Origin of the sequence: Streptomyces sp. NPDC051913, from assembly GCF_044593635.1 — a bacterium.
Taxonomy (GTDB): Bacteria; Actinomycetota; Actinomycetes; order Streptomycetales; family Streptomycetaceae; genus Streptomyces.
The window spans coordinates 277,971-300,897 of the sequence record NZ_JBIUCI010000010.1 but is presented as its reverse complement, the minus strand read 5'-3'; the positions used below and the strand labels follow the sequence as shown (position 1 = coordinate 300,897).

At 71.4% G+C, this 22,927-nt stretch carries 22 protein-coding genes; 5 read left to right on the top strand and 17 right to left on the bottom strand.

Annotated features, from left to right (window positions below; translation table 11 throughout):
• Positions 1-103 precede the first annotated feature (103 nt).
• Entirely contained in the window at positions 104-463 is a 360-nt protein-coding gene (locus tag ACIHIX_RS29540; protein ID WP_399961350.1) for a MerR family transcriptional regulator, read from the bottom strand.
• 27 nt (positions 464-490) lie between these two features.
• Here ACIHIX_RS29540 and ACIHIX_RS29535 point away from each other — a divergent pair, with 27 nt between their 5' ends.
• Positions 491-1,519: an alkene reductase gene (locus tag ACIHIX_RS29535; RefSeq protein WP_399961348.1), complete on the top strand. Its 1,029-nt coding sequence runs from the start codon at positions 491-493 to the stop codon at positions 1,517-1,519.
• Here ACIHIX_RS29535 and ACIHIX_RS29530 read toward each other — a convergent pair.
• The 3 genes from ACIHIX_RS29530 to ACIHIX_RS29520 are packed head-to-tail and all read right to left on the bottom strand — an operon-like array spanning position 1,468 to position 4,312.
• The gene (locus tag ACIHIX_RS29530) at positions 1,468-2,646 is read right to left on the bottom strand and encodes a dipeptidase (RefSeq protein WP_399961473.1); all 1,179 of its coding nucleotides are present in this window, start codon (positions 2,644-2,646) and stop codon (positions 1,468-1,470) included. The genes ACIHIX_RS29535 and ACIHIX_RS29530 overlap by 52 nt on opposite strands.
• 5 nt (positions 2,647-2,651) lie before the next feature.
• Positions 2,652-3,176, bottom strand: coding sequence for a 5-(carboxyamino)imidazole ribonucleotide mutase (purE, locus tag ACIHIX_RS29525; protein WP_399961346.1), 525 nt, complete (start codon positions 3,174-3,176; stop codon positions 2,652-2,654).
• Positions 3,173-4,312: a 5-(carboxyamino)imidazole ribonucleotide synthase gene (locus ACIHIX_RS29520; RefSeq protein ID WP_329338322.1), complete on the bottom strand. Its 1,140-nt coding sequence runs from the start codon at positions 4,310-4,312 to the stop codon at positions 3,173-3,175. The genes purE and ACIHIX_RS29520 overlap by 4 nt, the downstream gene beginning before the upstream one ends.
• A 197-nt stretch (positions 4,313-4,509) precedes the next feature.
• Here ACIHIX_RS29520 and ACIHIX_RS29515 point away from each other — a divergent pair, with 197 nt between their 5' ends.
• Positions 4,510-5,013 carry a GtrA family protein gene (locus ACIHIX_RS29515; RefSeq protein WP_387778188.1) on the top strand — a complete coding sequence of 168 codons (504 nt, stop codon included), beginning with the start codon at positions 4,510-4,512 and terminating at the stop codon, positions 5,011-5,013.
• Positions 5,014-5,084: 71 nt separating this feature from the next.
• Here ACIHIX_RS29515 and ACIHIX_RS29510 read toward each other — a convergent pair whose 3' ends face one another.
• Entirely contained in the window at positions 5,085-6,359 is a 1,275-nt protein-coding gene (locus tag ACIHIX_RS29510; RefSeq protein WP_399961342.1) for an ATP-binding protein, read from the bottom strand.
• A gap of 9 nt (positions 6,360-6,368) precedes the next feature.
• On the bottom strand, positions 6,369-7,046 hold the full coding sequence (locus tag ACIHIX_RS29505; RefSeq protein ID WP_016436346.1) for a response regulator transcription factor: 678 nt from the start codon (positions 7,044-7,046) through the stop codon (positions 6,369-6,371).
• 328 nt (positions 7,047-7,374) lie between these two features.
• On the opposite strand from ACIHIX_RS29505, the gene ACIHIX_RS29500 reads away from it, so the two are divergent.
• A complete protein-coding gene (locus ACIHIX_RS29500; RefSeq protein ID WP_399961340.1) occupies positions 7,375-8,871 on the top strand; it encodes an oligopeptide:H+ symporter in 1,497 nt (498 codons plus the stop codon).
• A gap of 68 nt (positions 8,872-8,939) precedes the next feature.
• On the opposite strand, the gene ACIHIX_RS29495 is transcribed toward ACIHIX_RS29500, so the two are convergent.
• The 7 genes from ACIHIX_RS29495 to ACIHIX_RS29465 all read right to left on the bottom strand — a co-directional run bounded on the left by ACIHIX_RS29495 (position 8,940) and on the right by ACIHIX_RS29465 (position 14,748).
• Positions 8,940-10,232, bottom strand: coding sequence for a hypothetical protein (locus ACIHIX_RS29495; protein ID WP_399961338.1), 1,293 nt, complete (start codon positions 10,230-10,232; stop codon positions 8,940-8,942).
• Complete coding sequence (locus ACIHIX_RS29490; protein WP_399961336.1) at positions 10,229-11,299, bottom strand: hypothetical protein; 1,071 nt, start codon at positions 11,297-11,299, stop codon at positions 10,229-10,231. Before ACIHIX_RS29490 ends, ACIHIX_RS29495 begins: the two co-directional genes overlap by 4 nt.
• The gene (locus ACIHIX_RS29485) at positions 11,296-12,156 is read right to left on the bottom strand and encodes a hypothetical protein (protein WP_399961334.1); all 861 of its coding nucleotides are present in this window, start codon (positions 12,154-12,156) and stop codon (positions 11,296-11,298) included. Before ACIHIX_RS29485 ends, ACIHIX_RS29490 begins: the two co-directional genes overlap by 4 nt.
• 56 nt (positions 12,157-12,212) lie before the next feature.
• Positions 12,213-12,899: an LPXTG cell wall anchor domain-containing protein gene (locus tag ACIHIX_RS29480; RefSeq protein ID WP_399961331.1), complete on the bottom strand. Its 687-nt coding sequence runs from the start codon at positions 12,897-12,899 to the stop codon at positions 12,213-12,215.
• 140 nt (positions 12,900-13,039) lie between these two features.
• Positions 13,040-13,513, bottom strand: a complete 474-nt coding sequence (locus tag ACIHIX_RS29475; protein ID WP_399961329.1) for a carboxymuconolactone decarboxylase family protein — start codon at positions 13,511-13,513, stop codon at positions 13,040-13,042.
• Between the two features lie 102 nt (positions 13,514-13,615).
• Positions 13,616-14,131, bottom strand: a complete 516-nt coding sequence (locus tag ACIHIX_RS29470) for an ATP-binding protein (RefSeq protein WP_399961327.1) — start codon at positions 14,129-14,131, stop codon at positions 13,616-13,618.
• Between the two features lie 239 nt (positions 14,132-14,370).
• Positions 14,371-14,748 (bottom strand): STAS domain-containing protein, encoded by a 378-nt coding sequence (locus ACIHIX_RS29465; protein WP_399961325.1) that lies wholly within the window; start codon positions 14,746-14,748, stop codon positions 14,371-14,373.
• 237 nt (positions 14,749-14,985) lie between these two features.
• Here ACIHIX_RS29465 and ACIHIX_RS29460 point away from each other — a divergent pair, with 237 nt between their 5' ends.
• On the top strand, positions 14,986-15,915 hold the full coding sequence (locus ACIHIX_RS29460; RefSeq protein WP_399961323.1) for an RNA polymerase sigma factor SigF: 930 nt from the start codon (positions 14,986-14,988) through the stop codon (positions 15,913-15,915).
• A 50-nt stretch (positions 15,916-15,965) separates the two neighbouring features.
• Here ACIHIX_RS29460 and hutI read toward each other — a convergent pair whose 3' ends face one another.
• From hutI to hutU, 4 genes are read right to left on the bottom strand one after another with little or no spacing between them, the layout of a single operon-like run.
• A complete protein-coding gene (hutI, locus tag ACIHIX_RS29455; protein ID WP_399961321.1) occupies positions 15,966-17,138 on the bottom strand; it encodes an imidazolonepropionase in 1,173 nt (390 codons plus the stop codon).
• Positions 17,139-17,158: 20 nt separating this feature from the next.
• Positions 17,159-18,490, bottom strand: a complete 1,332-nt coding sequence (locus ACIHIX_RS29450) for a formimidoylglutamate deiminase (RefSeq protein ID WP_399961319.1) — start codon at positions 18,488-18,490, stop codon at positions 17,159-17,161.
• On the bottom strand, positions 18,487-19,689 hold the full coding sequence (locus ACIHIX_RS29445) for an allantoate amidohydrolase (RefSeq protein ID WP_399961471.1): 1,203 nt from the start codon (positions 19,687-19,689) through the stop codon (positions 18,487-18,489). Before ACIHIX_RS29445 ends, ACIHIX_RS29450 begins: the two co-directional genes overlap by 4 nt.
• Positions 19,690-19,721: 32 nt before the next feature.
• On the bottom strand, positions 19,722-21,386 hold the full coding sequence (gene hutU, locus ACIHIX_RS29440) for a urocanate hydratase (protein WP_399961317.1): 1,665 nt from the start codon (positions 21,384-21,386) through the stop codon (positions 19,722-19,724).
• Positions 21,387-21,502: 116 nt separating this feature from the next.
• On the opposite strand from hutU, the gene ACIHIX_RS29435 reads away from it, so the two are divergent.
• On the top strand, positions 21,503-22,888 hold the full coding sequence (locus tag ACIHIX_RS29435; protein ID WP_399961315.1) for a diaminopimelate decarboxylase: 1,386 nt from the start codon (positions 21,503-21,505) through the stop codon (positions 22,886-22,888).
• Positions 22,889-22,927: the final 39 nt, after the last annotated feature.

The following is a 22,927-nucleotide window of genomic DNA, read 5'->3' as shown; positions in this document are numbered from 1 at the left end:
GTGCTCCCGTACGTCGTGATCGGCGGCATGATCAGCAGTACGGTCACGGTCGCACGGGGTACCGAGGGCTTCCTGGTGGATGGGGCGTTCGGGGGTACGCCGGTCAGCTTCCGCGGGCCACCTGGATGACCTCGTCGAGGGTGTCCCGGGACCGCTCCAGATCGCGGATCATGCGGTCGATGCGATCGCGTTCCTGCGCCAGGTCGGCGACGAGTTTCGGGGTGGCGACGACGGAGGGGCCGCCGTCCCGGTCCCGCATGCAGGGCAGCAGCTGCCGGATCTTCTCGCTGTGCAGCCCGGCCGCGAACAGCTCCTGGATCCGTACGACCCGGTCCACGGCTGCCTCCGGGTAGTCCCGGTGCCCGCCGGGGGTGCGGTCGGCGGCGAGCAGTCCCTGGGTCTCGTAGTAGCGCAGCGACCGTTCGCTGACGTTGGTGCGCCGGGCCAGTTCACCGATCCGCATGGACACCTCGACTTGAATCTGACACTGATGTCAGGTTCTAGCGTACGGTACTACGCCCAGCGCGCGACCGCGGGCCTGATCGTCGCCGAGGCCTCGACGCCGAACGCGGTGGGGCAGACGTATCCGAACATCACCGCGATCCACACCCCGGCGCACATCGCCGGCTGGCGGCGGGTGACGGACGCCGTGCGCGAGGCGGGCGGCCGGATGTTCCTCCAGCTCCAGCACGGTGGCCGGGTCGGTCACCCGGCGAACAGCGGGCACACCCCGCTCGCCCCCTCCCCCGTCCCGCTCCCCGACACGGTCTTCACCCCCGACGGTCATCAACAGGCCGTGACACCGAGGGAGATGAGCCTCGACGACATCCACGCCACGGTCGCCGACTTCGCGACCGCCGCGCGCAACGCGGTCGAGGCGGGCTTCGAGGGCGTCGAGGTGCACTCCGCCAACGGCTATCTCCTGCACCAGTTCCTGGCGGGCAACACCAACCGCCGCACGGACGCGTACGGCGGCTCCGTCGACGCCCGCATCCGGTTCACGGTGGAGGTCGTCGAGGCCGTCGCCGCGGCGGTCGGACCCGAGCGGGTGGGCGTACGGCTCTCCCCCGGGCTCACCGTCAACGGCATCGAGGAGGGCGACACGGCGGACCTCTACCCGGCGCTGGTCGCCCGGCTCAACCGCCTTGACCTCGCCTATCTGCATGTCGTGCACGCCGATCCGGAGGCTCCGGCGTTCCGGCGGATCCGCGAGGAATGGCACGGCACCCTCATCGCCAACCCGGTGCTCGGCGACCTCGCCACAGGGCCCGTGACCGACGCCGCGCACCGGCTGCTCGACGCGGGCGCCGATCTGATCGCCCTGGGCCGCCCGTTCCTCGCCAACCCCGACCTCGTCGAGCGGCTGCGGCTCGGGGCGCCGCTGAACCCCGTACGGGACCGCTATCTGATGTACGTGGGCGGGGCGGCCGGCTACACCGACTACCCCGCCCTGTACGAAACCGGCTCTCAGCCGTCCAGCGACTCGATCGTCGCGTTGGACGGCGCCCGGGTCGCCTGAAGGTCCCGCGCCACGTCCTCCGCCGCGCCCAGCACCCGGACCGCGTTCTGCCAGGTGAGCTTGGCGAGGTCGGAGGTGGACCAACCGCGGTCGAGGAGCTCGGCGATCAGGTTCGGGTACCCGGAGACGTCGTCCAGGCCGTCCGGGGTGAACGCCGTGCCGTCGTAGTCGCCGCCGATGCCGAGGTGGTCGACGCCCGCGACCTCACGCATGTGGTCGAGGTGGTCGGCGACCGTCGACACCGTCGCGACCGGGCGCGGGGTGCGCTCCTCGAAGGCGCGGTGCACCTTCATCGCGTCGGGGGTGGTGGCGAGGTGGTGGAAGCCGTGGGCCCGCATGTTCTCGTCGGCGGCGGCCGTCCAGTCCACGGCGGCCTGGAGCACGAACTTCGGCACGAAGGTCACCATCGCCATGCCGCCGTTGCCCGCGAGGCGTTCCAGGACGTCGTCCGGGATGTTGCGGGGGTGGTCGCACACCGCGCGCGACGAGGAGTGGGAGAAGATCACCGGAGCCACCGAGGTGTCCAGCGCGTCCCTCATCGTCGTGGCAGCCACATGTGAGAGGTCGACGAGCATGCCCTCGCGGTTCATCTCCCCGACCACCGCACGGCCGAAGGCCGACAGACCGCCGACGTTCGGCTCGTCCGTCGCCGAGTCCGCCCAGTCGTTGTTGTCGTTGTGCGTGAGCGTCATGTAGCGCACGCCCAGCGCGTACAACCCCCGCAGTGTGGCGAGGGAGTTGGCGATGGAGTGCCCGCCCTCCGCGCCCATCAGCGAGGCGATACGGCCCTCCGCCCGCGCCGCCTCCATGTCGGCCGCGGTGAGCGCGGCGCGCAGGGCGTCCGGGTGGCGGTCGATCAACTGCCGTACGCAGTCGATCTGTTCCAGCGTCGCGGGCACCGCGTCGGGCAGGTCGGAGCGCACGTACACCGACCAGTACTGCGCCCCGACGCCGCCCGCGCGCAGCCGCGCGAGGTCGGTGTGCAGATGGGCGCTCTGGTCGGTGGCGATGTCACGGGCGTCGAGGTCGTAGCGGACCTGTTCGCGCAGGGCCCAGGGCAGGTCGTTGTGGCCGTCGACGACCGGGAACTCCCGCAGCAGTTCCCGGGCGGCCTCCACCGAGGTCACGGCCGTCACTTCCCGAAGCCGAAGCCGTTGCCCGGTCCTTCGACCTTGGCGCGCAGCCGCTTGCCCTTCTCCGTGGCCTGGTCGTTGAGCTCCTGCTGGAACTCCTTCATCCGGCCGAGGAGTTCCTCGTCGGAGGTGGCGAGGATCCGGGCCGCGAGCAGGCCCGCGTTGCGGGCGCCGGCGACGGAGACGGTGGCGACGGGCACCCCGGCCGGCATCTGCACGATGGAGAGCAGCGAGTCCATGCCGTCGAGGTACTTCAGCGGGACCGGGACGCCGATGACGGGCAGCGGGGTGACGGAGGCGAGCATGCCCGGCAGGTGGGCGGCACCACCGGCACCGGCGATGATCGCCTTGATGCCCCGCCCGGCCGCCTCCTCGCCGTACGCGATCATCTCGCGCGGCATGCGGTGGGCCGAGACGACGTCGACCTCGTACGCGATCTCGAACTCGTCGAGGGCCTGGGCGGCGGCCTCCATGACGGGCCAGTCGGAGTCCGACCCCATGACGATGCCTACGACAGGGCTCATTCGGTGATCGTGCCTCTCAGGTAACCGGCTGCGTGGCGTGCGCGCTCCAGGACGTCGTCCAGGTCGTCGCCGTAGGTGTTGACGTGGCCGACCTTGCGTCCGGGCTTCACGTCCTTGCCGTACATGTGGATCTTGAGCTGGGGGTCGCGGGCCATGCAGTGCAGGTACGCGGAGTACATGTCCGGGTAGTCGCCGCCGAGGACGTTGACCATGACCGTCCACCGGGCGCGCGGGCGCGGGTCGCCGAGCGGGAGGTCGAGGACGGCCCGGACGTGGTTGGCGAACTGGCTGGTGATCGCGCCGTCCATCGACCAGTGACCGGAATTGTGCGGGCGCATCGCCAGCTCGTTGACGAGGATGCGGCCGTCGCGGGTCTGGAACAGCTCGACGGCGAGGTGGCCGACGACGTCCAGCTCCTTGGCGATGGTCAGCGCCATCTCCTCGGCCTTCAGCCCGAGGGCCGGGTCCAGGTCGGGGGCCGGGGCGATCACGGTGTCGCAGACGCCGTTCACCTGCTGGGACTCGACCACCGGGTAGGCGACCGCCTGGCCGTGCGGGGACCGGACGACATTGGCGGCGAGCTCGCGGACGTAGTCGACCTTCTCCTCCGCGAGGACGGGCACACCGGCCCGGAAGGGGTCCTCGGCCTCCTCGACGGAGTCGACGACCCACACGCCCTTGCCGTCGTAGCCGCCGCGGACGGTCTTCAGCACGACCGGGAAGCCATCGCCCTCCTCGGCGAACGCCACCACGTCCGCCGGGTCGCTCACGATCCGGTGCCGTGGGCACGGCACCCCGATCGCGTCGAGCCTCGCCCGCATCACGCCCTTGTCCTGGGCGTGCACCAGCGCGTCGGGGCCGGGGCGCACGGGGATGCCGTCCGCCTCCAGCGCCCTGAGGTGCTCGGTGGGTACATGTTCGTGATCGAAGGTGATCACGTCGCAGCCCCTCGCGAACTCACGCAGCGTGTCGAGGTCGCGATAGTCGCCGATGACGACATCGCTCACCACCTGCGCCGCGGAATCCTGAGGGGTGTCACTGAGGAGCTTGAATCTGATGCCGAGCGGGATGCCCGCCTCGTGTGTCATACGAGCGAGCTGCCCCCCGCCGACCATGCCGACTACCGGGAACGTCACGCTCCTAGGGTATCGGCCGCGCCACGGCGGCCGGATTCCGCTCCTCCTCCGCCCCCTCTGTGCCTGCTTTCCGGCCACTTTCCCCCGCTCATACCAGCTTCTTTACGGCGGTGTGGGTCCGCCCACAGGCAACCGGGTGGGGGGATGGTTAGCATGGCTGGGTTGACGAAACCGACCGACTGGGGGCCTGTACTTCCATGGGACGTGGTTCCTCAGGGCTGCGCAGGCTCGTGCACGAGATCGCCAAGTTCGGCGCCGTGGGCGGGGCGGGGCTGCTCGTCAACCTGCTCGTCTTCAACCTGGTACGGCACACGACCGACCTCCAGGTGGTGCGCGCCAGCGTCATCGCGACGGTGGTCGCGATCGTCTCGAACTACATCGGCTTCCGCTACTTCACGTACCGCGACCGCGACAAGAGCGGCCGTACGAAGGAGCTGACGCTGTTCCTGCTGTTCAGCGCGGTCGGCCTGGTGATCGAGAACGGCGTCCTGTACGTGGCGACCTACGGCTTCGGCTGGGACAGCCCGCTGGAGAGCAACGTCTTCAAGTTCCTCGGCATCGGCATCGCGACCCTGTTCCGCTTCTGGTCGTACCGCACGTGGGTCTTCAAGGCCCTGCCGGCCCCGGAGCTGGTGGCGAGCGCGGAGGAGATCCTGGCACAGGCGGAGCGCAGGCCGCGCTCGAAGCAGCGGGTCAGCTGAAGGGCCTTTAGGGGCGCGGGGAACTGCGCGATCAACCCCCACCGACCCGCACCCGCTACACAACCCAAGCCCTATCGAACCGTGGGCTCGGCCTCATCCACCGCCGGCTTCTTCAACGGCGTACGCGACAGGAACAGCCCGAACACCGCCGGCTGCGCCTGAAGCATCTCCAGGCGCCCCCCGTCGGCCTCCGCGAGGTCACGCGCGACCGCCAGGCCGATCCCCGTCGAGTTCCGCCCGCTGATCGTCCGCTCGAAGATCCGCGCCCCGAGGTCGGCCGGTACGCCCGGCCCCTCGTCGGTCACCTCGATGACGGCCTGGTTGCCGGTGACACGCGTGCGCAGCGCCACCGTGCCGCCCCCGTGCATGAGCGAGTTCTCGATCAGCGCCGCCAGCACCTGCGCGACCGCGCCCGGCGTGCCGACCGCCCGCAGATGCCGCTTGCCGGAGCTGACGATGGCCCGGCCCGCGCTGCGGTAGGCGGGGCGCCACTCGGCGAGCTGCTGCTGGATGACCTCGTCGAGGTCGAAGGAGACGGCGGAACCGGTGCGGGGGTCGCGGGCGTTGGTGAGCAGCCGCTCGACGACGTCGGTGAGCCGCTCCACCTGCGTGAGCGCGATCGTCGCCTCCTCCTTCACCGTGTCCGGGTCGTCGGTGAGGGTGATCTCCTCCAGGCGCATGGAGAGCGCGGTCAGCGGGGTGCGCAGCTGGTGGGAAGCGTCGGCGGCGAGGCGGCGCTCGGCGGTGAGCATGCGGGCGATGCGCTCGGCGGAACCGTCCAGCACATCGGCGACCCGGTCCAGTTCGGGGACGCCGTACCGCTTGTGCCGGGGCCGGGGGTCGCCGGAGCCGAGGCGCTCGGCGGTCTCGGCGAGGTCGGTCAGCGGTGAGGCCAGCTTGTTGGCCTGCCGTACGGCGAGCAGCACGGCAGCGATCACCGCGAGGAGGGCCACCGCCCCGATGATCAGCAGGGTCCGGCCGACCTCGCGGGTCACGGACGAGCGCGGCTCCTGGACGGTGACCGTCTCGCCCTCCTCGCCCCGCTCGGTGGAGCTGATGACGTCACCGGTGGGCCGGGTGCCGACCTCGATGAGGGGCTCGCCGGGGATGCGGATCTCGGCGTACCGCTCCCCCGCGACCTGGTCCTTCAGCACGTCCGCGTCGACGGTCTGCTCGCCGAGGAGCCGGCTGTCGATGATGCTGGCCAGCCGGACCGCCTCGGAGTCGACGCGTTCCTGGGCGCTGTTGCTGATGGTCCGGGTCTCGACGATGACCAGCGAGACGCCGAACACGGCGATGACGACGAGGACGACGGCGAGCGTCGACTGGATGAGACGGCGGCGCACGGGGGTCGGCTAGCTCTTCTCGAACCGGAAGCCGACACCGCGCACGGTGGCGATGTAGCGGGGGTTCGCCGCGTCGTCGCCGAGCTTCTTGCGCAGCCAGGAGATGTGCATGTCGAGGGTCTTGGTGGAGGACCACCAGGTGGTGTCCCAGACCTCGCGCATCAGCTGGTCACGGGTGACGACCCGGCCCGCGTCGCGCACGAGGACGCGCAGCAGGTCGAACTCCTTCGCGGTGAGCTGGAGCTCCTCGTCGCCCATCCACGCGCGGTGCGACTCGACGTCGATCCGCACGCCGTGGGTGGCCGGCGGCTGCGCGGGCTCGGCGGCGCCGCGCCGCAGCAGGGCCCGGACCCGGGCGAGCAGTTCGGCGAGGCGGAAGGGCTTGGTGACGTAGTCGTCGGCGCCCGCGTCCAGACCGACGACGGTGTCCACCTCGTCGGCGCGCGCGGTCAGGATGAGGATCGGCACGGCGTGGCCTTCGGCGCGCAGCCGGCGGGCGACCTCGAGGCCGTCCATGCCAGGCAGACCGAGGTCGAGCACGACCAGGTCGACACCGCCCTGCATTCCGGCGTCGAGTGCGGTGGGGCCGTCCTCACGCACCTCGACCTCGTACCCTTCCCGGCGCAGTGCGCGGGCCAGCGGCTCCGAGATGGACGCATCGTCCTCGGCGAGCAGTACACGGGTCATGAGCTGATGGTAGACCGCGGAATGCAGATGCTGGGGTGTGATCGCAAGCCCGTGATTCTTACCATGGGGCGATTTGGTACGAACCTATGTACCAGAGGTGAGAGGGTGTGCAGACCCTTGGAAAACGTGTGCGCGGTTCCATGAATACCTGTGATCCATGTCTCAAGTCCTTCCATTTCCGGCAGTGTCCTGCCGTATGGTGAAAGACGCCTTTTGCAGCACGGGGACCTTTGGCAAAGCAGTTCACGCTGAAGGTCTCTTTCATGTGCGGGCCGGCCACCGCCAGCCTTGAAGCACGTTGTGCGTCCCCACCAGCAAGGAACGACCAATGGCGTCCAGCCTGACGAAGGACTCGGCCCGACCGGGCACCCCCGGTTCCGAGATGACCTTCTTCGGCCACCCCCGCGGACTGGCCACTCTCTTCATGACCGAGATGTGGGAGCGTTTCTCCTACTACGGCATGAGGGCTCTCCTCCCGCTGTACCTCGTCGCCCCGGGCGGCCTCCACCTGAGCGCCGCGACCGCGACCGCGATCTACTCCGTGTACGTGTCCCTGGTGTACCTGCTCGCCCTGCCGGGCGGCTGGTTCGGCGACCGTGTGTGGGGCCCCCGCAAGACCGTCGCCGTCGCCGGTGGCGTGATCATGCTCGGCCACCTCACCCTGGCCCTGCCGTCCTCCGGCACCTTCTACGCCGGCCTCGGCCTGGTGGCGATCGGCTCCGGTCTGCTGAAGGCCAACATCTCCACGATGGTCGGCCACCTCTACGACGGCCCGGACGACCCGCGTCGCGACGGTGGCTTCACCGTCTTCTACATGGGCATCAACCTCGGCGCGTTCGCCGCGCCGCTGGTCATCGGCACCATCGGTGAGAACGTCAACTGGCACCTGGGCTTCGCGCTCGCCGCGCTCGGCATGGCGCTGGGCCTCGGCCAGTTCCTGATCGGCTCCCGTCACCTGGCGGACCGCTCCAGCGTCGTCCCGACGCCGCTGTCGGAGCAGGAGAAGGCCTCGACCCTGCGCAAGGCCGCGATCTGGGCTGCCATCGCCGTCGTCTTCTACGCGATCGTCGGCTTCTCCGGTCACTACACGCTGAACTGGATCCTGGTCCCGCTGACCCTGCTCGGCCTGATCATCCCGGTGATGGTGCTGGCCCGCATCAAGCGCGACAAGGACCTGGACCGCACCGAGCAGCGCTCGATGTCGGCGTACATCTGGTTCTTCGTGGCCGCGGCCGTGTTCTGGATGATCTACGACCAGGGCGGCTCGACCCTGTCGATCTTCGCCGACTCCTCGGCCGACAACACCATCTTCGGCTGGGAGTTCCCGGTCTCCTGGTACCAGTCGGTCAACCCGGTCCTGATCATGGCGCTCGCCCCGGTCTTCGCCTGGTTCTGGCTCGCCCTGAACCGGCGCGGCAAGGAGCCGAGCACGATCGTGAAGTTCGCCTCGGGCCTGGTCCTGGTCGGCGCGTCCTTCTTCCTGTTCCTCGCCCCGCTGTCGATCGCCGAGGGCGGTCACAAGGCGGCGGCGGCCTGGCTGGTGGCGATCTACTTCGTCCAGACCGTCGGTGAGCTGCTGCTCTCCCCGGTCGGCCTGTCGGTGACGACGAAGATGGCGCCCGCCAAGTACGCCTCCCAGATGATGGGTGTCTGGTTCCTGGCGGTGACCGCGGGTGACGCGACCACGGGTCTGCTGTCCATCGCGGGCGTCGACCTGAACAAGACGGGCATCGTCGCTCTGGAGGCCACGCTCGCCGTGGTCGCCGGTGTCGCGGTCTGGATGTACCGCAGCCGGGTCAAGGAGCTCATGGGCAGCGTCCGCTGAACCCACCGCTGTCGCGAAGGGCCGCCGCACCCCACGGTGCGGCGGCCCTTCGGGTTTTCGGGAGGTGCTCAGACGCGCCGCCTGCCCGGCATGAACGTGAACACGGCCGCGCCCAGCAGGACGGCCGTCCCGGCCACCAGGCCCAGCGCCTTCAGGGCCGCGTGGTCCTCGGAGCCGGTCGCCGCGAGGCCGCCCGACGTGCCGCCTCCGGTCGAGGAGCCGCCGGCGGAGGAGCCGCCGGAGGCGCCGCCCTCCTGCGCCGTGGTGTCCAGCTTCAGCGACACCGACGTCGAGTCCGGGGTGCAGGTCGTGGTCGTACCGAGCGCCTCGATCGTCAGGACGCCCGGCGACAGCGTCGACTCGCCCGTCGCCCCCGGCTTGTAGGTGCCGGTCATGTCCGTGATCTCGATCGGGTCGCCCGCCTTGATGTCCTCCGCGTTGGTCGGGCCCTCCACCCGCACCGAGCCCTCGTCGGCGCCGCCGAGGACCACCTGCATCGACGGCTTGATCGAGTCCTTCGGGATGTTGGCCGGGCTGTTCATCGGCGACTTCTTGAACTGCACGGTGAGCGCGAAGTTTCCGCCGTCCTTCTTGGCGTTGATCTGGATCGTGGAGGTCGCCTTCTGCTCCCCGATGGGCGACTTGCAGGTGTAGGGGATGTCGACGACCTTGCCGGTGAAGTCGGTCTGCCCGCTGTCGGACGCCGTGGCGCTCGGGGTCGACGAGGCGCTCTCGCTGGGCTCGTCGGAGGCGCTGGGGGTCGGGCTCGCGCTGTCGGTCGGCTCGTCGGAGGTCGTCGGTGAACTTCCGTCGCCCGCCTCGACCTTGATGGTCGCCGCGGCGGGAACGGCCTCGCTCGGCGTGCACTTGGTGTCCGTGCCGTACGCGGTGACGGTGTACGCGTCCGGCGTCAGCGTGACCTCACCCGCCGTGGTCAGTTTCAGGGTGCCCTTCATGTCGGAGAGCACCATGTCGCCGCCCTTGGGGATGGGCGGGTTCTCCTGCGGCCCCTCCATGGGGACGGCGGCACTCTGCGCGCCGGCCGCCTTGAGCGTGCCGGACGGCTTGACCTGGTTCTCCCCGATGTCGATGAGGTCGGGGTTCTTCGAGGCGGCCTGCACGAACTTCCACACCACCTCGACCTCGTCGCCGACCTCGGCGGTGGCGGGCGCGGTGATCTCCACCTCGGTGGTGCCGTCCACGGGGTCGAGGCCGACGCCCGCGGGCGGCACGCAGTGCGTCGCGTACGACACCTCCGCGGCCTGCGCGGGCGCGACGGCGACGCCGATCAGGACGCCCGCCCCGCAGAGCGCCAGCGCGACTCTGACACGGTCCGGTACGGCTCTCCTTCGCTTGCTCACGTGGGTCCCTTTCTGGTGGGAGTCGTCGGGCTGTCGTCGTGCGGTGCGGAGAGCCGACCTGCCGCGCCGGGATCGGAGTCCGGGGTGAACCACGGCAGGGTCGAGGAGGGGGGCGGCTGTTCGGCGGGGCCGCTGTGCGCGCCCGGGAGCCGCAGGGTGAGTTCGGGCATGCGCAGCCGGGCGGCGGCGCGGGACGGGCGGCCCGGACGGCGGGGCCGCGCCCGGTCGATGACGGCCATCGCGGCACGGAACAGCGCGGCGGGCACGACCAGGCAGACCAGCACCCAGAACAGGGTCACGCCCCAGGGCCGGCCGACCCCCCAGGGCTGTTCGGCGAGGACCTTGCCGCCGTACTTGAGCGAGACGGTGTAGTCGCCGTGGGCGCCGCCCGGCAGTTCGACGGGCAGCTCGACGCGGGCCTTCTTCCCGGGCTCGATGGTGCCGCGCCACTGCTGTTCCTCCCACTGCGGGGCGAACACGCCGTGGGAGGTGCCGACCTGGAAGAGGGGGTTCTTGACGGCCGAGGTGCCGACGTTGCCGACGGTGAAGACGAGGGTGCGGGCGGGTGGCGCGCCGAACCAGGTGAGCAGGCCGCCGGAGCCGTCGAGTCGGGTGTCGGTGAGGACGGACAGCCGTCCGCCGGAGGTCTCGGCGGGCAGCGGCTCCACGGCGTGCCCGGCCACCTGGAAGATCGCGTCCGCCTCGGCCTTCGCCCCGGTCACCGTCGCCACATGGACCACGCAGGGGCAGGGCACCGGCGGTTCGGCGACCGGCAGTTTCCTGCTGAAGCGGCCCTTCGCGTCGGTGGTGACGGCCCGACCGTCGGCGTTGGCGCAGGAGTTGGTGCCGCCGGGCACCCCTCGCTCGGGCACCGACTGGCCGCAGATCAGGATCATCAGCAACGCCTTCGCCCGCCATCCGCCGCCGGTGACGGTGACCGAACCACCCGTCCCGGCCTGCGACTTGGAGAGCCTGACGGTGGGCCGCTCGGCGGCCTGCACGGGGCCCACCGAGACCGACGCCAGCAGCAGCGCCAGCACCGCCGCCCCGAGAATCCGCAGCTTCACGACACCGCTCCCGTCAACTCGGCTCCCGGACAAGAGGGTTCGGGCAGGACCGCAGCGGAGCGCCTGCGCCGTCGTAGGACGAGCAGCCGCCGTACGACGCACAGCGCGCCCCCGGCCGCCACCGTCCCCGCGCCGCCCGCCACCGCGCCCCACGGCCCGACGCCCGCCGACACCCGCGCCTCGTCGCGCGCCCCGCCCGTCGCCGTGACCGTCAGTCGCACCTCGACGCAGTCCAGGGCGGGCCCGTCCCAGGGTTCGCTGAGCTTCAGGCGGCGGCCCGGCGCCAGGTCGCGGGGCAGGGTGCGCGGGGCGCGGTCGAGGAGGGGGCCGAGGAGACCGTCGGCGCGGATCGCGAGCCGCGGGACGAGGGCGGTCGTACCGCGGTTGACCAGCTCGTACGTGATGCGGTCGGCGTGGATCGCCACATGCTCGACGGTCAGCGCGGAGACCCTCGGGACGGTGGCGCGCAGATGGAGGGCGACCCGCAGGGTGCGGCCGTCGGCGTCGCGGGCGACGAGTTCGGCGGTGGCGTCGTCGGCCGGGACCGTCACCGTGAAGGGCACCTCCGTGCGGGTGCGCGGGGGCAGCCGGAGGCGGCTCTCCGCGAAGGCGACCTCGGCCCCCGCCGCGCGCAGCGAGACCTCGACGGACGTCCGGCCGCGGTTGGTCAGGGACACCGTGTCCTGGAGCGCCGCGCCGGGCTCGCCCTCCGCGTAGAAGGCCGGCCTCGCCTCCCCCGAGGGCGCGGCCGACCAGCCGTCGGCGGCGGTCACCGGAGGTGCGACGACCAGGAGCGTGAGGACGGTCGCCCCCAGCACGGCGAGGACGACGGGGACGGCACGGACGGCGGACGGCATCGGCGGCTCCAGCTGTCGTACTGTTCGCGGTTCCAGCTGTCGTACGGCGTGCGAGGTCAGCGACGGGCCGCCTGGTGCCTGCGCGTCAGCCACAGCGCGCCCGCCGCGCCCGCGAGCAGCACCGTGCCGCCGAGGGTGCCGAGGGCGATCGCCGAGTCCTCGGGGCCGGTCTGCGGGAGTTCGCCGCCGGAGTCCGTGCCGGAACCGGAACCGGAACCGCTCTGGGTGCCGGTCGCGGCGGTGACGTCCAGGGTGAGCGAGGGGCCGGGGCTGTTGGTCGGGGTGCAGGTGGTCGTGGTGCCGAGTGCCTTGATGGTGAGGACGCCGGCGGTGAAGGTGACCTTGCCGGACTTCTTCGGGGTGTACGTCCCGCTCAAGTCACTGATCTTGATGGGGGTGTTGGCGGGAACGACCGCCTGGTTGGCCGGCCCGGACACGTTCAGGGTGCCGCTGTCGGCGCCGCCCAGTTCGATGACGGCGCTCGGTGCCATCGCGCCCTTGCCCAGGTCGACCGGGCTGGAGGAGACGCCCTTCTGCCACGACATGGTGATCTTGTAGCCGCTGCCGCTCTTGACGCCCTTGATGTCGATGGGCGAGACGGCGCTCTTGTCGCCGATCGGTGTCTTGCACTGGTACTTGACGTCGACCACTTCGGCGTGGGCGGCGGGGGCGGCCATCAGCACCGCCGACCCGGCCAGGGCCGCGGCGGACGCGAGCGCGGCGGTTCGATTCCGGTACGACACGGTTCCGCTCCCTCTTCCTCGGTTCTGACGGCACATCAGATTCGGCCGTCAAGGTACGCCCGGGGTCGTGAGGAAGGAAGACACGGAGCGCGCCGGAGTTGTGGCGATCCGGCGCGCACGAAAGGGGGTTCGGGTGGAGGTCAGTGCTGGACCATGCCCACCTCGTAGTCGCCGCCCGGCTGCCGGATCATGACGTTCATGCGGTTGAAGGTGTTGATGAGGCCGATCAGGATCACGAGGGCCATCAGCTGCTCCTCGTCGTAGTGCTTCGCGGCGTTCCGCCAGACCTCGTCCGGGACTCCGGCGCCGTCGGCGATACGGGTGCCCGCCTCCGCCAGCTCCAGGGCCGCGCGCTCGGCCTCGGTGAATGCCTTGGCCTCGCGCCACGCCGCCACCATGAGCAGGCGCTCCGTGGTCTCGCCCGCGGCGGCGGCTTCCTTGGTGTGCATGTCGAGACAGGCCGCGCAGCCGTTGATCTGGCTCGCCCGGATCTTGACCAGTTCCTGTGTCGCGGCGGGCAGGGCCGACTCCACGAGCGCCTTGTTCGCCGAGAGGAAGTGGGGCAGGACCTTGCGCATGAGCGGGACGCCGAAGGGGTTGAGGCGGGCTTCCACGGTGTGCTCCTCTGCCGTCGCTTGGACTTACACATCCAGGACGAGAGAGGCGGGCCCCCTGTGACATCGGCGTGCGTGACGTGCGTCACCACGCCGTCGCGGCTACGCCGGAGCGCCCAGTTCCGCCCACACCTTCTTGCCGGTCCCCCCCGGGGTACGGATGACGCCCCAGTCCAGGCACAGGCGCTGCACGATGAACATGCCGTGGCCGCCGGGGCGGCCCGCGCGGTGCGGGGTGCGGGGGGCGGGCTGGCCGGCGCCGCGGTCGGAGACCTCGACCCGGATCACCTTGTTGTCGCAGGCGATCCACAGCTCGTCCGGGCCCTCGGCGTGCAGACAGGCGTTGGTGACCAGCTCGGAGACGACCAGCAGCACGTCCTCGGCGGCGGCCCGCTGGTCGGCGGTGGCGGCTGGCAGCCAGCCCCACGCGTACAGCGCCTGCCGGGCGAAGTCGCGGGCCATCGGGACGACACCGCTCGCGCCGTCGAAGTTCAGTCTGCGGACCTGCCGGCCCGCCGAGGACTCAGACGGCACGGCCACACCCCCTTCGGACGCCCCGGAAGCGCCGTCGGCCCCCGGGCCGCGGTCGCCCGGCGAGTAAGGCCGGGTGCTGCTCATCAGCGCTTCACCTCACCGATTCACCAGTTCACGATTCAATAGTCACGTTGCAGTACGTCGTCCGCAGGCGGAACCGCGGGTCGTACGACCCCGGGCTGTCTGCCGAGCGGCTGTCAGGATGTCTCCTGCCCGACCGAACCGGCAGAACACCCCCTGTTTCGGCACGGAAGGCGCGACCCGCGGAATGCGCCGCCCCGCCTGGGGCGACGGAGCGCTCCACGCGGTCGGCGCGGGCCGGCTCAGCCGGTCTCGTCGGCCAGGGCCGCGGCGAGCGTTTCATGGACCGTGAAGACCGCGTCGGCGCCCGTGATCTCGAAGACGCGCGCCACGACGGGCAGCATCCCGGCGAGATGCACCCCACCCCCGGCGGCCTCCGCCTTCAGCCGCGCACCGAGCAGGACGTTCAGGCCGGTGGAGTCGCAGAACTCCAGGCGTGAGCAGTCGACCACCAGGCGGGTGAAGCCCTTGGACAGACATTCCTCCAGTGGCTCACGCAACAGATCTGCCGTGTGGTGATCCAACTCACCTGCCGGGGTCACGACGGCGCTGACGCCCTCTTCTCGCACCTCGACCAGAAGCCGGCCAGACTGTGCGCTGCCGACCGTCCCGCGGTCCATGCCGTCTCTCTCTCCCGACGTCGTGGCTGCTGCTGACGCCCTCGAACACTACGCCTTCCTCACACACCCTGACACCCGAACATCCGCACACAAACGGACATTTCCCCACAGAACGCACTTGCGGCGAGGTCGGGAAACCGGGTAGGGCTAGTAGAGACACGTACTCGACACGGCCGGCTTTGGAGGCGCCGCACACCGCAGTGCACGCACGGCTTCGGCAGCCACATGCCGAGAACGATGGAGGACATCATGTCACCCCGGCTCGACGCATCGCATACCCAGAAGGCGACGTCGACATCCCCCCCGGAAGAGCTTGATCCCATCGAGCAGGACGCCCTCGCGGGCCCTGACGCGGACGACGCGCTCGCCGGGCTCCCGGAGATCCCCCCGTACGACGAGGTGGGACCGGTGGACGCGAGGGCTCTGTCCAAGACCCTCTTCGCGCGCCTGGAGTCGCTGGAGGAAGGGACCCACGACTACTCGTACGTCCGTAACACGCTCGTCGAGCTCAACCTGGCCCTGGTCAAGTTCGCCGCCTCCCGCTTCCGCTCCCGCAGCGAGCCGATGGAGGACATCATCCAGGTCGGCACGATCGGCCTGATCAAGGCGATCGACCGCTTCGAGCTGAGCCGCGGCGTGGAGTTCCCCACCTTCGCGATGCCGACGATCATCGGCGAGATCAAGCGCTTCTTCCGCGACACCTCGTGGTCGGTGCGGGTCCCGCGCAGGCTCCAGGAGCTCCGCCTCGACCTGGCCAAGGCCGGCGACGAACTGGCGCAGAAGCTGGACCGGGCGCCGACGGTGGGCGAGCTCGCGGAGCGCCTGGGGCTGTCGAAGGACGAGGTCGTCGAGGGCATGGCCGCCTCCAACGCGTACACCGCGTCCTCGCTGGACGCGCAGCCGGAGGAGGACGACGCCGAGGGCGCGCTGGCCGACCGGATCGGCTACGAGGACCACGGCATCGAGGGCATCGAGTACGTGGAGTCCCTGAAGCCCCTGATCGCCGACCTCCCCTCCCGGGACCGGACGATCCTCTCCCTGCGCTTCGTGGCGGGCATGACCCAGTCGGAGATCGGCGACGAGCTCGGCATCTCACAGATGCATGTGTCGCGACTGCTGTCACGGACGCTGGTACGGCTGCGAAAAGGGCTGACGGTCGAGGAGTGACCCTGATCCTCTGAGTCGTTCCGGCTTTTGCCGGGTGCGGGGCGTGTGCGTCAGACGACGCGCGCGCCCCGTTTCCATACCCCGCTCACCAGCGGTACTCCGGGCCGGTAGGCCAGATGCACATGGCTCGGGGCGTCGAGGAGGGTGAGGTCAGCCCGGCTGCCCGGGGAGAGGCGGCCGATGTCGTCGCGGCGCAGGGCCGCCGCGCCGCCCGCCGTGGCCGACCAGACCGCCTCGTCCGGGGTCATGCCCATGTCCCGCACGGCGAGCGCGACGCAGAACGGGACGGACGAGGTGAAGGACGAGCCCGGGTTGCAGTCGGTGGAGAGCGCCACGGTGACGCCGGCGTCCAGGAGCCGACGGGCGTCCGGCCACTCGGCGCGGGTGGAGAACTCGGCGCCGGGCAGCAGCGTGGCGACGGTGTCGCCGTTCGCGAGGGCGTCGACGTCGGCGTCCGTGAGGTGAGTGCAGTGGTCGGCGCTGGCCGCGTCCAGTTCGACGGCCAGCTGGACGCCGGGGCCGTGGGAGAGCTGGTTGGCGTGGATGCGCGGGTGCAGCCCCTTGGCCTTGCCTGCGGTGAGGATCGCGCGGGCCTGGTCGCCGTCGAAGGCGCCCTTCTCGCAGAAGACGTCGATCCAACGGGCGTACGGGGCACAGGCGTCGAGCATCTCGCCGGTGACGAGGGCGACGTACGCCGCCGGGTCGTCCGCGTGGTCCGGGGAGACGATGTGCGCGCCGAGGTAGGTGACCTCGTCGGTGTGGGCGGCGGCGATGCGCAGGGCGCGGGACTCGTCGTGGGTGGTCAGGCCGTAGCCGGATTTCGTCTCGAAGGTCGTCGTGCCCTGACGCAGGGCCTCGGCGAGATAGCGGGTGAGGTTCGCTTCGAGTTCGGCGTCGCTCGCGGCCCGCGTCGCGGCGACCGTCGTACGGATGCCGCCGGCGGTGTACGAGCGGCCCGACATCCGGGCGTTGAACTCCTGGGTGCGGTCACCGGCGAAGACGAGGTGGGAGTGGGAGTCGACGAAGCCGGGGAGCACCGCACGGCCGCCCGCGTCGACCCGGTTGTCAGTGGCGGGTGCTTTGCTTGATTCACCGGTCCACGCGACGCGGTCGCCGTCGATGACGACGGCCGCGTCCTGGATCAGGCCCAGGGGGGAGCCGTCACCGAGGGAGGGGTCGTTCGTGACGAGCGCGGCGATGTTGGTGATGACGGTGCTGCTCATGGCGTCCTTGTCGGTCGTCTTCAGGAGCGGAGGGCTTCGACGGCCCGCGCGAGAGCCTGCGGCACGTCCGGTACGAGGGTGTGCGCCCCGTCGCGCACGATGTGCCGTCCGCCCACGACGGTGTGCCGTACGTCCGCTGCCGTCGCCGCGAATACGGCCGTCTCGGCGCCGAGCCTGGGCAGCGGCCCCGCTGTTCTGACCGAGTCGAGCGCGACGGTCGTGAGGTCGGCGAGGGCGCCGGGCTCGATGGTGCCCGCCTCGTCCCAGCCGAGGGCCGCGTGGCCGTCGGCGGAGGCGGCCCGCAGCAGCGCCGCCGCGGTCCAGTGACCCCGGGTGCGGGTGCGCAGCCGCTCGTCGAGCTCCATCGCCCGTGCCTCTTCGAGCAGGTCGATGACGGCGTGGCTGTCGGAGCCGAGGGAGAGCGGCGAGCCGGCCTTCTGCAGGGCGACGGCCGGTCCGATGCCGTCGGCGAGGTCCCGCTCGGTGGTCGGGCACATGCACGTACCGGTCCCGGAGCCGCCGATCAGGGCGATGTCCTCGTCGGTGAGGTGGGTGTTGTGGACGCCGGTGGTGCGGCGGCCGAGGACACCGTGGTCGGCGAGGAGCCGAGTCGGCGTGCACCCGTGGGCCTCGCGGCAGGCGTCGTTCTCGGCGGTCTGCTCGGACAGGTGGACGTGGAGCGGGGCCCGCCGGGCCTCGGCCCATTCGGCCACGGTCGCCAACTGCCCCGCGGGCACGGCCCGTACGGAGTGGATGGCGGCGCCGATCCGCGCGTGATCCCGTTCCTTGAGAAGTGAACAGCGTTCGGCCCAGGCGTCCGCGGTGCCGTCGGAGAAGCGGAGCTGATGGGTGTTGGGCTGCTGCCCGAAGCCCGCGGAGAGGTACGCGGTGTCGAGGAGGGTGATCCGGATGCCGGCGTCGGCCGCGGCCGCGACGAGGGCCTCGCCCATGGCGTTGGGGTCGGCGTAGGGGGTGCCGCCGGGGGCGTGATGGAGGTAGTGGAACTCACCGACGCAGGTCACCCCGGCCAGCGCCATCTCGGCGTACACGGCACGGGCGAGGGCGTGGTAGCTCTCCGGGGTCAGCCGGTCGGCGGTGGCGTACATGACCTCGCGCCAGGTCCAGAAGGTCCCGGAGCCGACCTGGACGGTGCCGCGCAGGGCGCGGTGGAAGGCGTGGCTGTGGGCGTTGGCGAGGCCGGGGAGGGTGAGACCGCGCAGGATCTCGGCGCCGGGCGGCGGGGTGTCGACGCCGGTGCGGACGTCGCTGACGCGGCCGTCCCGGGTCACCACCGCCACGCCCGGCTCGACGTGGGTGTCGAGCCAGGCGTGCTCCAGCCAGTACGTGGTCACGTGGTGGCCAGTCCTTCCAGTACGTCGGCGAGGGCGAGGACCCCGGCGGCGCAGTCGTCCTCGGCCGCGAACTCGGCCGGGGAGTGCGAGACGCCGGTGGGGTTGCGTACGAACAGCATGGCGGTCGGGATCGTCCCGGACAGGATTCCGGCGTCGTGTCCGGCACCGGTACCCAGGACGGGGACCCTCAGCTCGCTGTCCCGGCCCAGGATCCGGGCGAGTTCGTCGCGCAGGGCGTGGTCGAACTCGACGACGGGCGTGAAGGACTCACGGACGATGTCGAGCGCGATGCCGTGGGCGTCGGCGTACGCGCGGGCGGCCTTCTCGATCCCGCCGACGACCTGGTCGAGGCTCGCCTGGTCGGCGGCGCGGGAGTCGAGCCAGCCGCGTACGAGGGAGGGGATCGCGTTGACGCCGTTGGGTTCGACGGAGATCTTGCCGAAGGTGGCGACGGCACCGGCGAGTTCGGCCTCGCGGCGGGCGGCGAGGACGGTCTCGGCGTAGGACAGCATCGGGTCGCGCCGGTCGACGAGGCGGGTGGTGCCGGCGTGGTTGGCCTCGCCCCGGAAGTCGAACCGCCACCGGCCGTGCGGCCAGATGGCGCTGGCGATGCCGACCCGGTCGCCGGAGATGTCCAGGGCCCGCCCCTGCTCGACATGCAGTTCGACGAAGGCGCCGACCCGGCCGAGCCGCTCCGGGTCGGCGCCGATGGCGTCGGGGTCGTACCCGGCGGCTTCCATGGCCCGGGGGAGCGTGATGCCGTCCCCGTCGGTCAGCTGGTGCGCCTGCTCGACGGTGAGCTGTCCGGAGGCGAGCCGTGAGCCGACGCAGGCGAGGCCGAAGCGGGCGCCCTCCTCGTCGCCGAAGTTGACGATGGCGAGGGGCTTGGTGAGCTCCACCCGCCGGGCCCGCAGTTCGTCGAGCGCGGCGAAGGAGGACACGACCCCGAGGGGCCCGTCGAAGGCCCCGCCGTCGGGCACGGAGTCCAGATGCGACCCGGTGACGACGGCGTCCCCGGCGGCCGGATCCCCGAGCCAGGCCCACTGGTTGCCGTTCCGGTCGACCTCGTAGGCCAGGCCGCGGTCCTCGGCCTGCGTGCGGAACCAGGCCCGGCATTCCGTGTCGGCACCGGTCCAGGCGAAGCGGCGGTAGCCGTGGGAGTCGGCGTGGCGGCCGATGGGGAGCAGCTCGCGCCACATGGTGTGGAACGAGCTGCCGTTGGACGTCTCCGTCACGCCGAGTCACCCTCGCGCATCGGCACCCGCACGCCCCGCTCGTCCGCCACCGTCTCCGCGATCTCGTAGCCCGCGTCGACGTGCCGGATGACGCCCATTCCGGGGTCGTTGGTGAGGACGCGGCGGATCTTCTCGCCGGCCAGCTTCGTGCCGTCGGCGACGGTGACCTGGCCGGCGTGGAGGGAGCGGCCCATGCCGACGCCGCCGCCGTGGTGGATGGACACCCAGGAGGCGCCGGAGGCGACGTTGACCATGGCGTTCAGCAGCGGCCAGTCGGCGATCGCGTCGGAGCCGTCGAGCATGGCCTCGGTCTCGCGGTACGGGGAGGCGACGGAGCCGGAGTCGAGGTGGTCGCGCCCGATGGCCAGCGGGGCCGCCAGCTCACCGCTGGCCACCATGTCGTTGAAGCGATCGCCGGCCTTGTCGCGTTCGCCGTAGCCGAGCCAGCAGATGCGGGCCGGGAGGCCCTGGAAGTGGACCCGCTCGCCGGCCATCTTGATCCAGCGGGCGAGGGACTCGTTCTCCGGGAAGAGGTCCAGGATCGCCTTGTCGGTCTTGGCGATGTCGGAGGCCTCGCCGGACAGGGCGGCCCAGCGGAAGGGGCCCTTGCCCTCGGAGAAGAGGGGGCGGATGTAGGCGGGGACGAAGCCGGGGAAGGCGAACGCCCGCTCATATCCGGCGAGTTGGGCCTCGCCGCGGATCGAGTTGCCGTAGTCGAAGACCTCGGCACCGGCGTCCATGAAGCCGACCATCGCCTCGACGTGCCGGGCCATGGACTCGCGGGCGCGGGTCGTGAACCCGGCCGGGTCCTTCGCCACCGCGTCCGCCATGTCGTCGAAGTCGACGCCCAGCGGCAGATAGGCCAGCGGGTCGTGCGCCGAGGTCTGGTCGGTCACGATGTCGATGGGGGCGCTCTCGGCGAGCATGCGGGGCAACAGCTCCGCCGCGTTGCCGAGCAGGCCGATGGAGAGCGGGCGGCGGGCGTCGCGGGCCTCCACGGCGAGCTGGAGGGCGTGCTCCAGGCTGTCGGCCTTGACGTCGAGGTAGCGGTGCTCGATGCGGCGCTCGATGGCGCGGGGGTCGCAGTCGATGCAGATGGCGACGCCGTCGTTCATGGTGACCGCGAGGGGCTGGGCGCCGCCCATGCCGCCGAGGCCGGCGGTGAGGGTGATCGTGCCGGCGAGGGTGCCGTTGAACTTCTTCGCGGCGACCGCGGCGAAGGTCTCGTAGGTGCCCTGGAGGATGCCCTGGGTGCCGATGTAGATCCAGGAGCCGGCCGTCATCTGGCCGTACATGGTCAGGCCGAGGGCCTCCAGGCGGCGGAACTCCTCCCAGTTGGCCCAGTCGCCGACCAGGTTGGAGTTGGCGATGAGGACGCGCGGGGCCCATTCGTGGGTCTGCATGACGCCGACGGGGCGGCCGGACTGGACGAGCATCGTCTCGTCCTGCTTCAGCGTCCGCAGCGTGCGGACCATCGCGTCGAAGGAGCGCCAGTCGCGGGCCGCCTTGCCGGTGCCGCCGTAGACGACGAGCTTGTCGGGGTGCTCGGCGACCTCGGGGTCGAGGTTGTTCTGCAGCATCCGCAGAGCGGCTTCCTGCTGCCATCCCAGGGCGCTCAGTTCCGTACCGCGCGGCGCTCGGACGGGGCGGGGTCCTGACATGGTCTGCCTCCTGGTGGACTGTTTGGCTCTCTATTCACATAGTCGCCGCCTGAATAGAGCTAGTCAATAGCGCGGTCCCCCCGGCGCGGGCGCGTCGCGGGTGTTTGGCTGGACGCATGGGTGCGGACAACGACCTGACGGGGGACGTCATGGACAACGAAGGCCGGGGTGAGCGCGCCGTCCGGCGCGACGGCGCGGTGCGGGCGGCGGTGGAGCAGGGGCTGCTGGGGCCCGACTCCCCCCTCGTCGGGCTGCTCGACGTGGCCGGCATCAGGGAGTCGGCGGCCGAACTGCGGGCGGCCTTCGACGCGGTCACCGCGCCCGGCACTCCGGTGCTGCACGCGTTCGCGGTGAAGGCGACCCCGCTGGTGCCGGTGCTGCGGCTGCTGCGGGAGGCCGGGATCGGGGCGGAGGTGGCGAGCCCGGGCGAGCTGGCGCTGGCGCGGGCGGCGGGGCTGACCCCGCGGGAGACCGTCCTGGACTCGCCCGCGAAGACGCCCGCCGAGCTGCGGGAGGCCCTCGCCCTCGGAATCGCCGTGAACGCGGACAACCCGCAGGAGCTGGACCGCATCGACGCCCTGATCAGGTCCGCGGCCGGCCGGTCCCCCCTCGGGATCCGGGTGAATCCGCAGGTCGGCGGGGGTTCCATCGGGGCGACCTCGACGGCGACGGCGACCTCGAAGTTCGGGGTGGCGCTGCGTGACCCCGGCGCCCGGGAGTGGCTGCTGCGCGCCTACGCCGACCGGCCCTGGCTGAACCGGCTGCACGCGCACACCGGCTCCCAGGGCATCCCGCTGTCCCTGATGGCGCGGGGCGTGGCGGAGACGTACGCGCTCGCCGAGGAGATCAACCGGCACGTCGGGCGCCCGCAGATCGACACGATCGACATCGGTGGCGGACTGCCGGTGAACTTCGGCTCGGACGAGACGGCGCCGACGTACGCGCAGTACGCCCGGCTGCTGAGCGAGGCGGTGCCGGGACTGTTCGACGGTCGCTACGGGCTGGTGACCGAGTTCGGGCGGTCGCTGCTGGCCAAGCACGGGACGGTCGTGGCGCGGGTGGAGTACACGAAGAGCGCGGGCGGGCGGGCGGTGGCGGTGACGCACGCGGGCGTGCAGGTGGCGACGCGGACGGTGTACGTGCCGGGGTCGTGGCCGCTGAGGATCGCCGCGTACGACGGGAAGGGGCGGCCGAAGGAGGGGCCCGACGTGGTGCAGGACGTCGCGGGGCCGGCCTGCTTCTCCGGCGACCTGCTCGCCGAGGGCAGGGCGCTGCCCCTGCTGGAGCAGGGCGACTACGCGGCGGCGCTGGACACGGGGGCGTACTACTTCGCGCACCACTACGCGTACAACTCCCTCGCGCGGCCGGGCATCTACGGATTCGCACCGAGCGACGGCGACGGCGTGGGGGTCGCCTTCGCGACCGTCCGCACTCCGCAGACGCTCGACGAGATCGTGGCCGAGTCCGGAGGGGCGCACGCCTCGGCCCTCACCACCCTCTGAGCAGCCGGGCGCCGTTGACGCACGCCGGTGGACATGGGG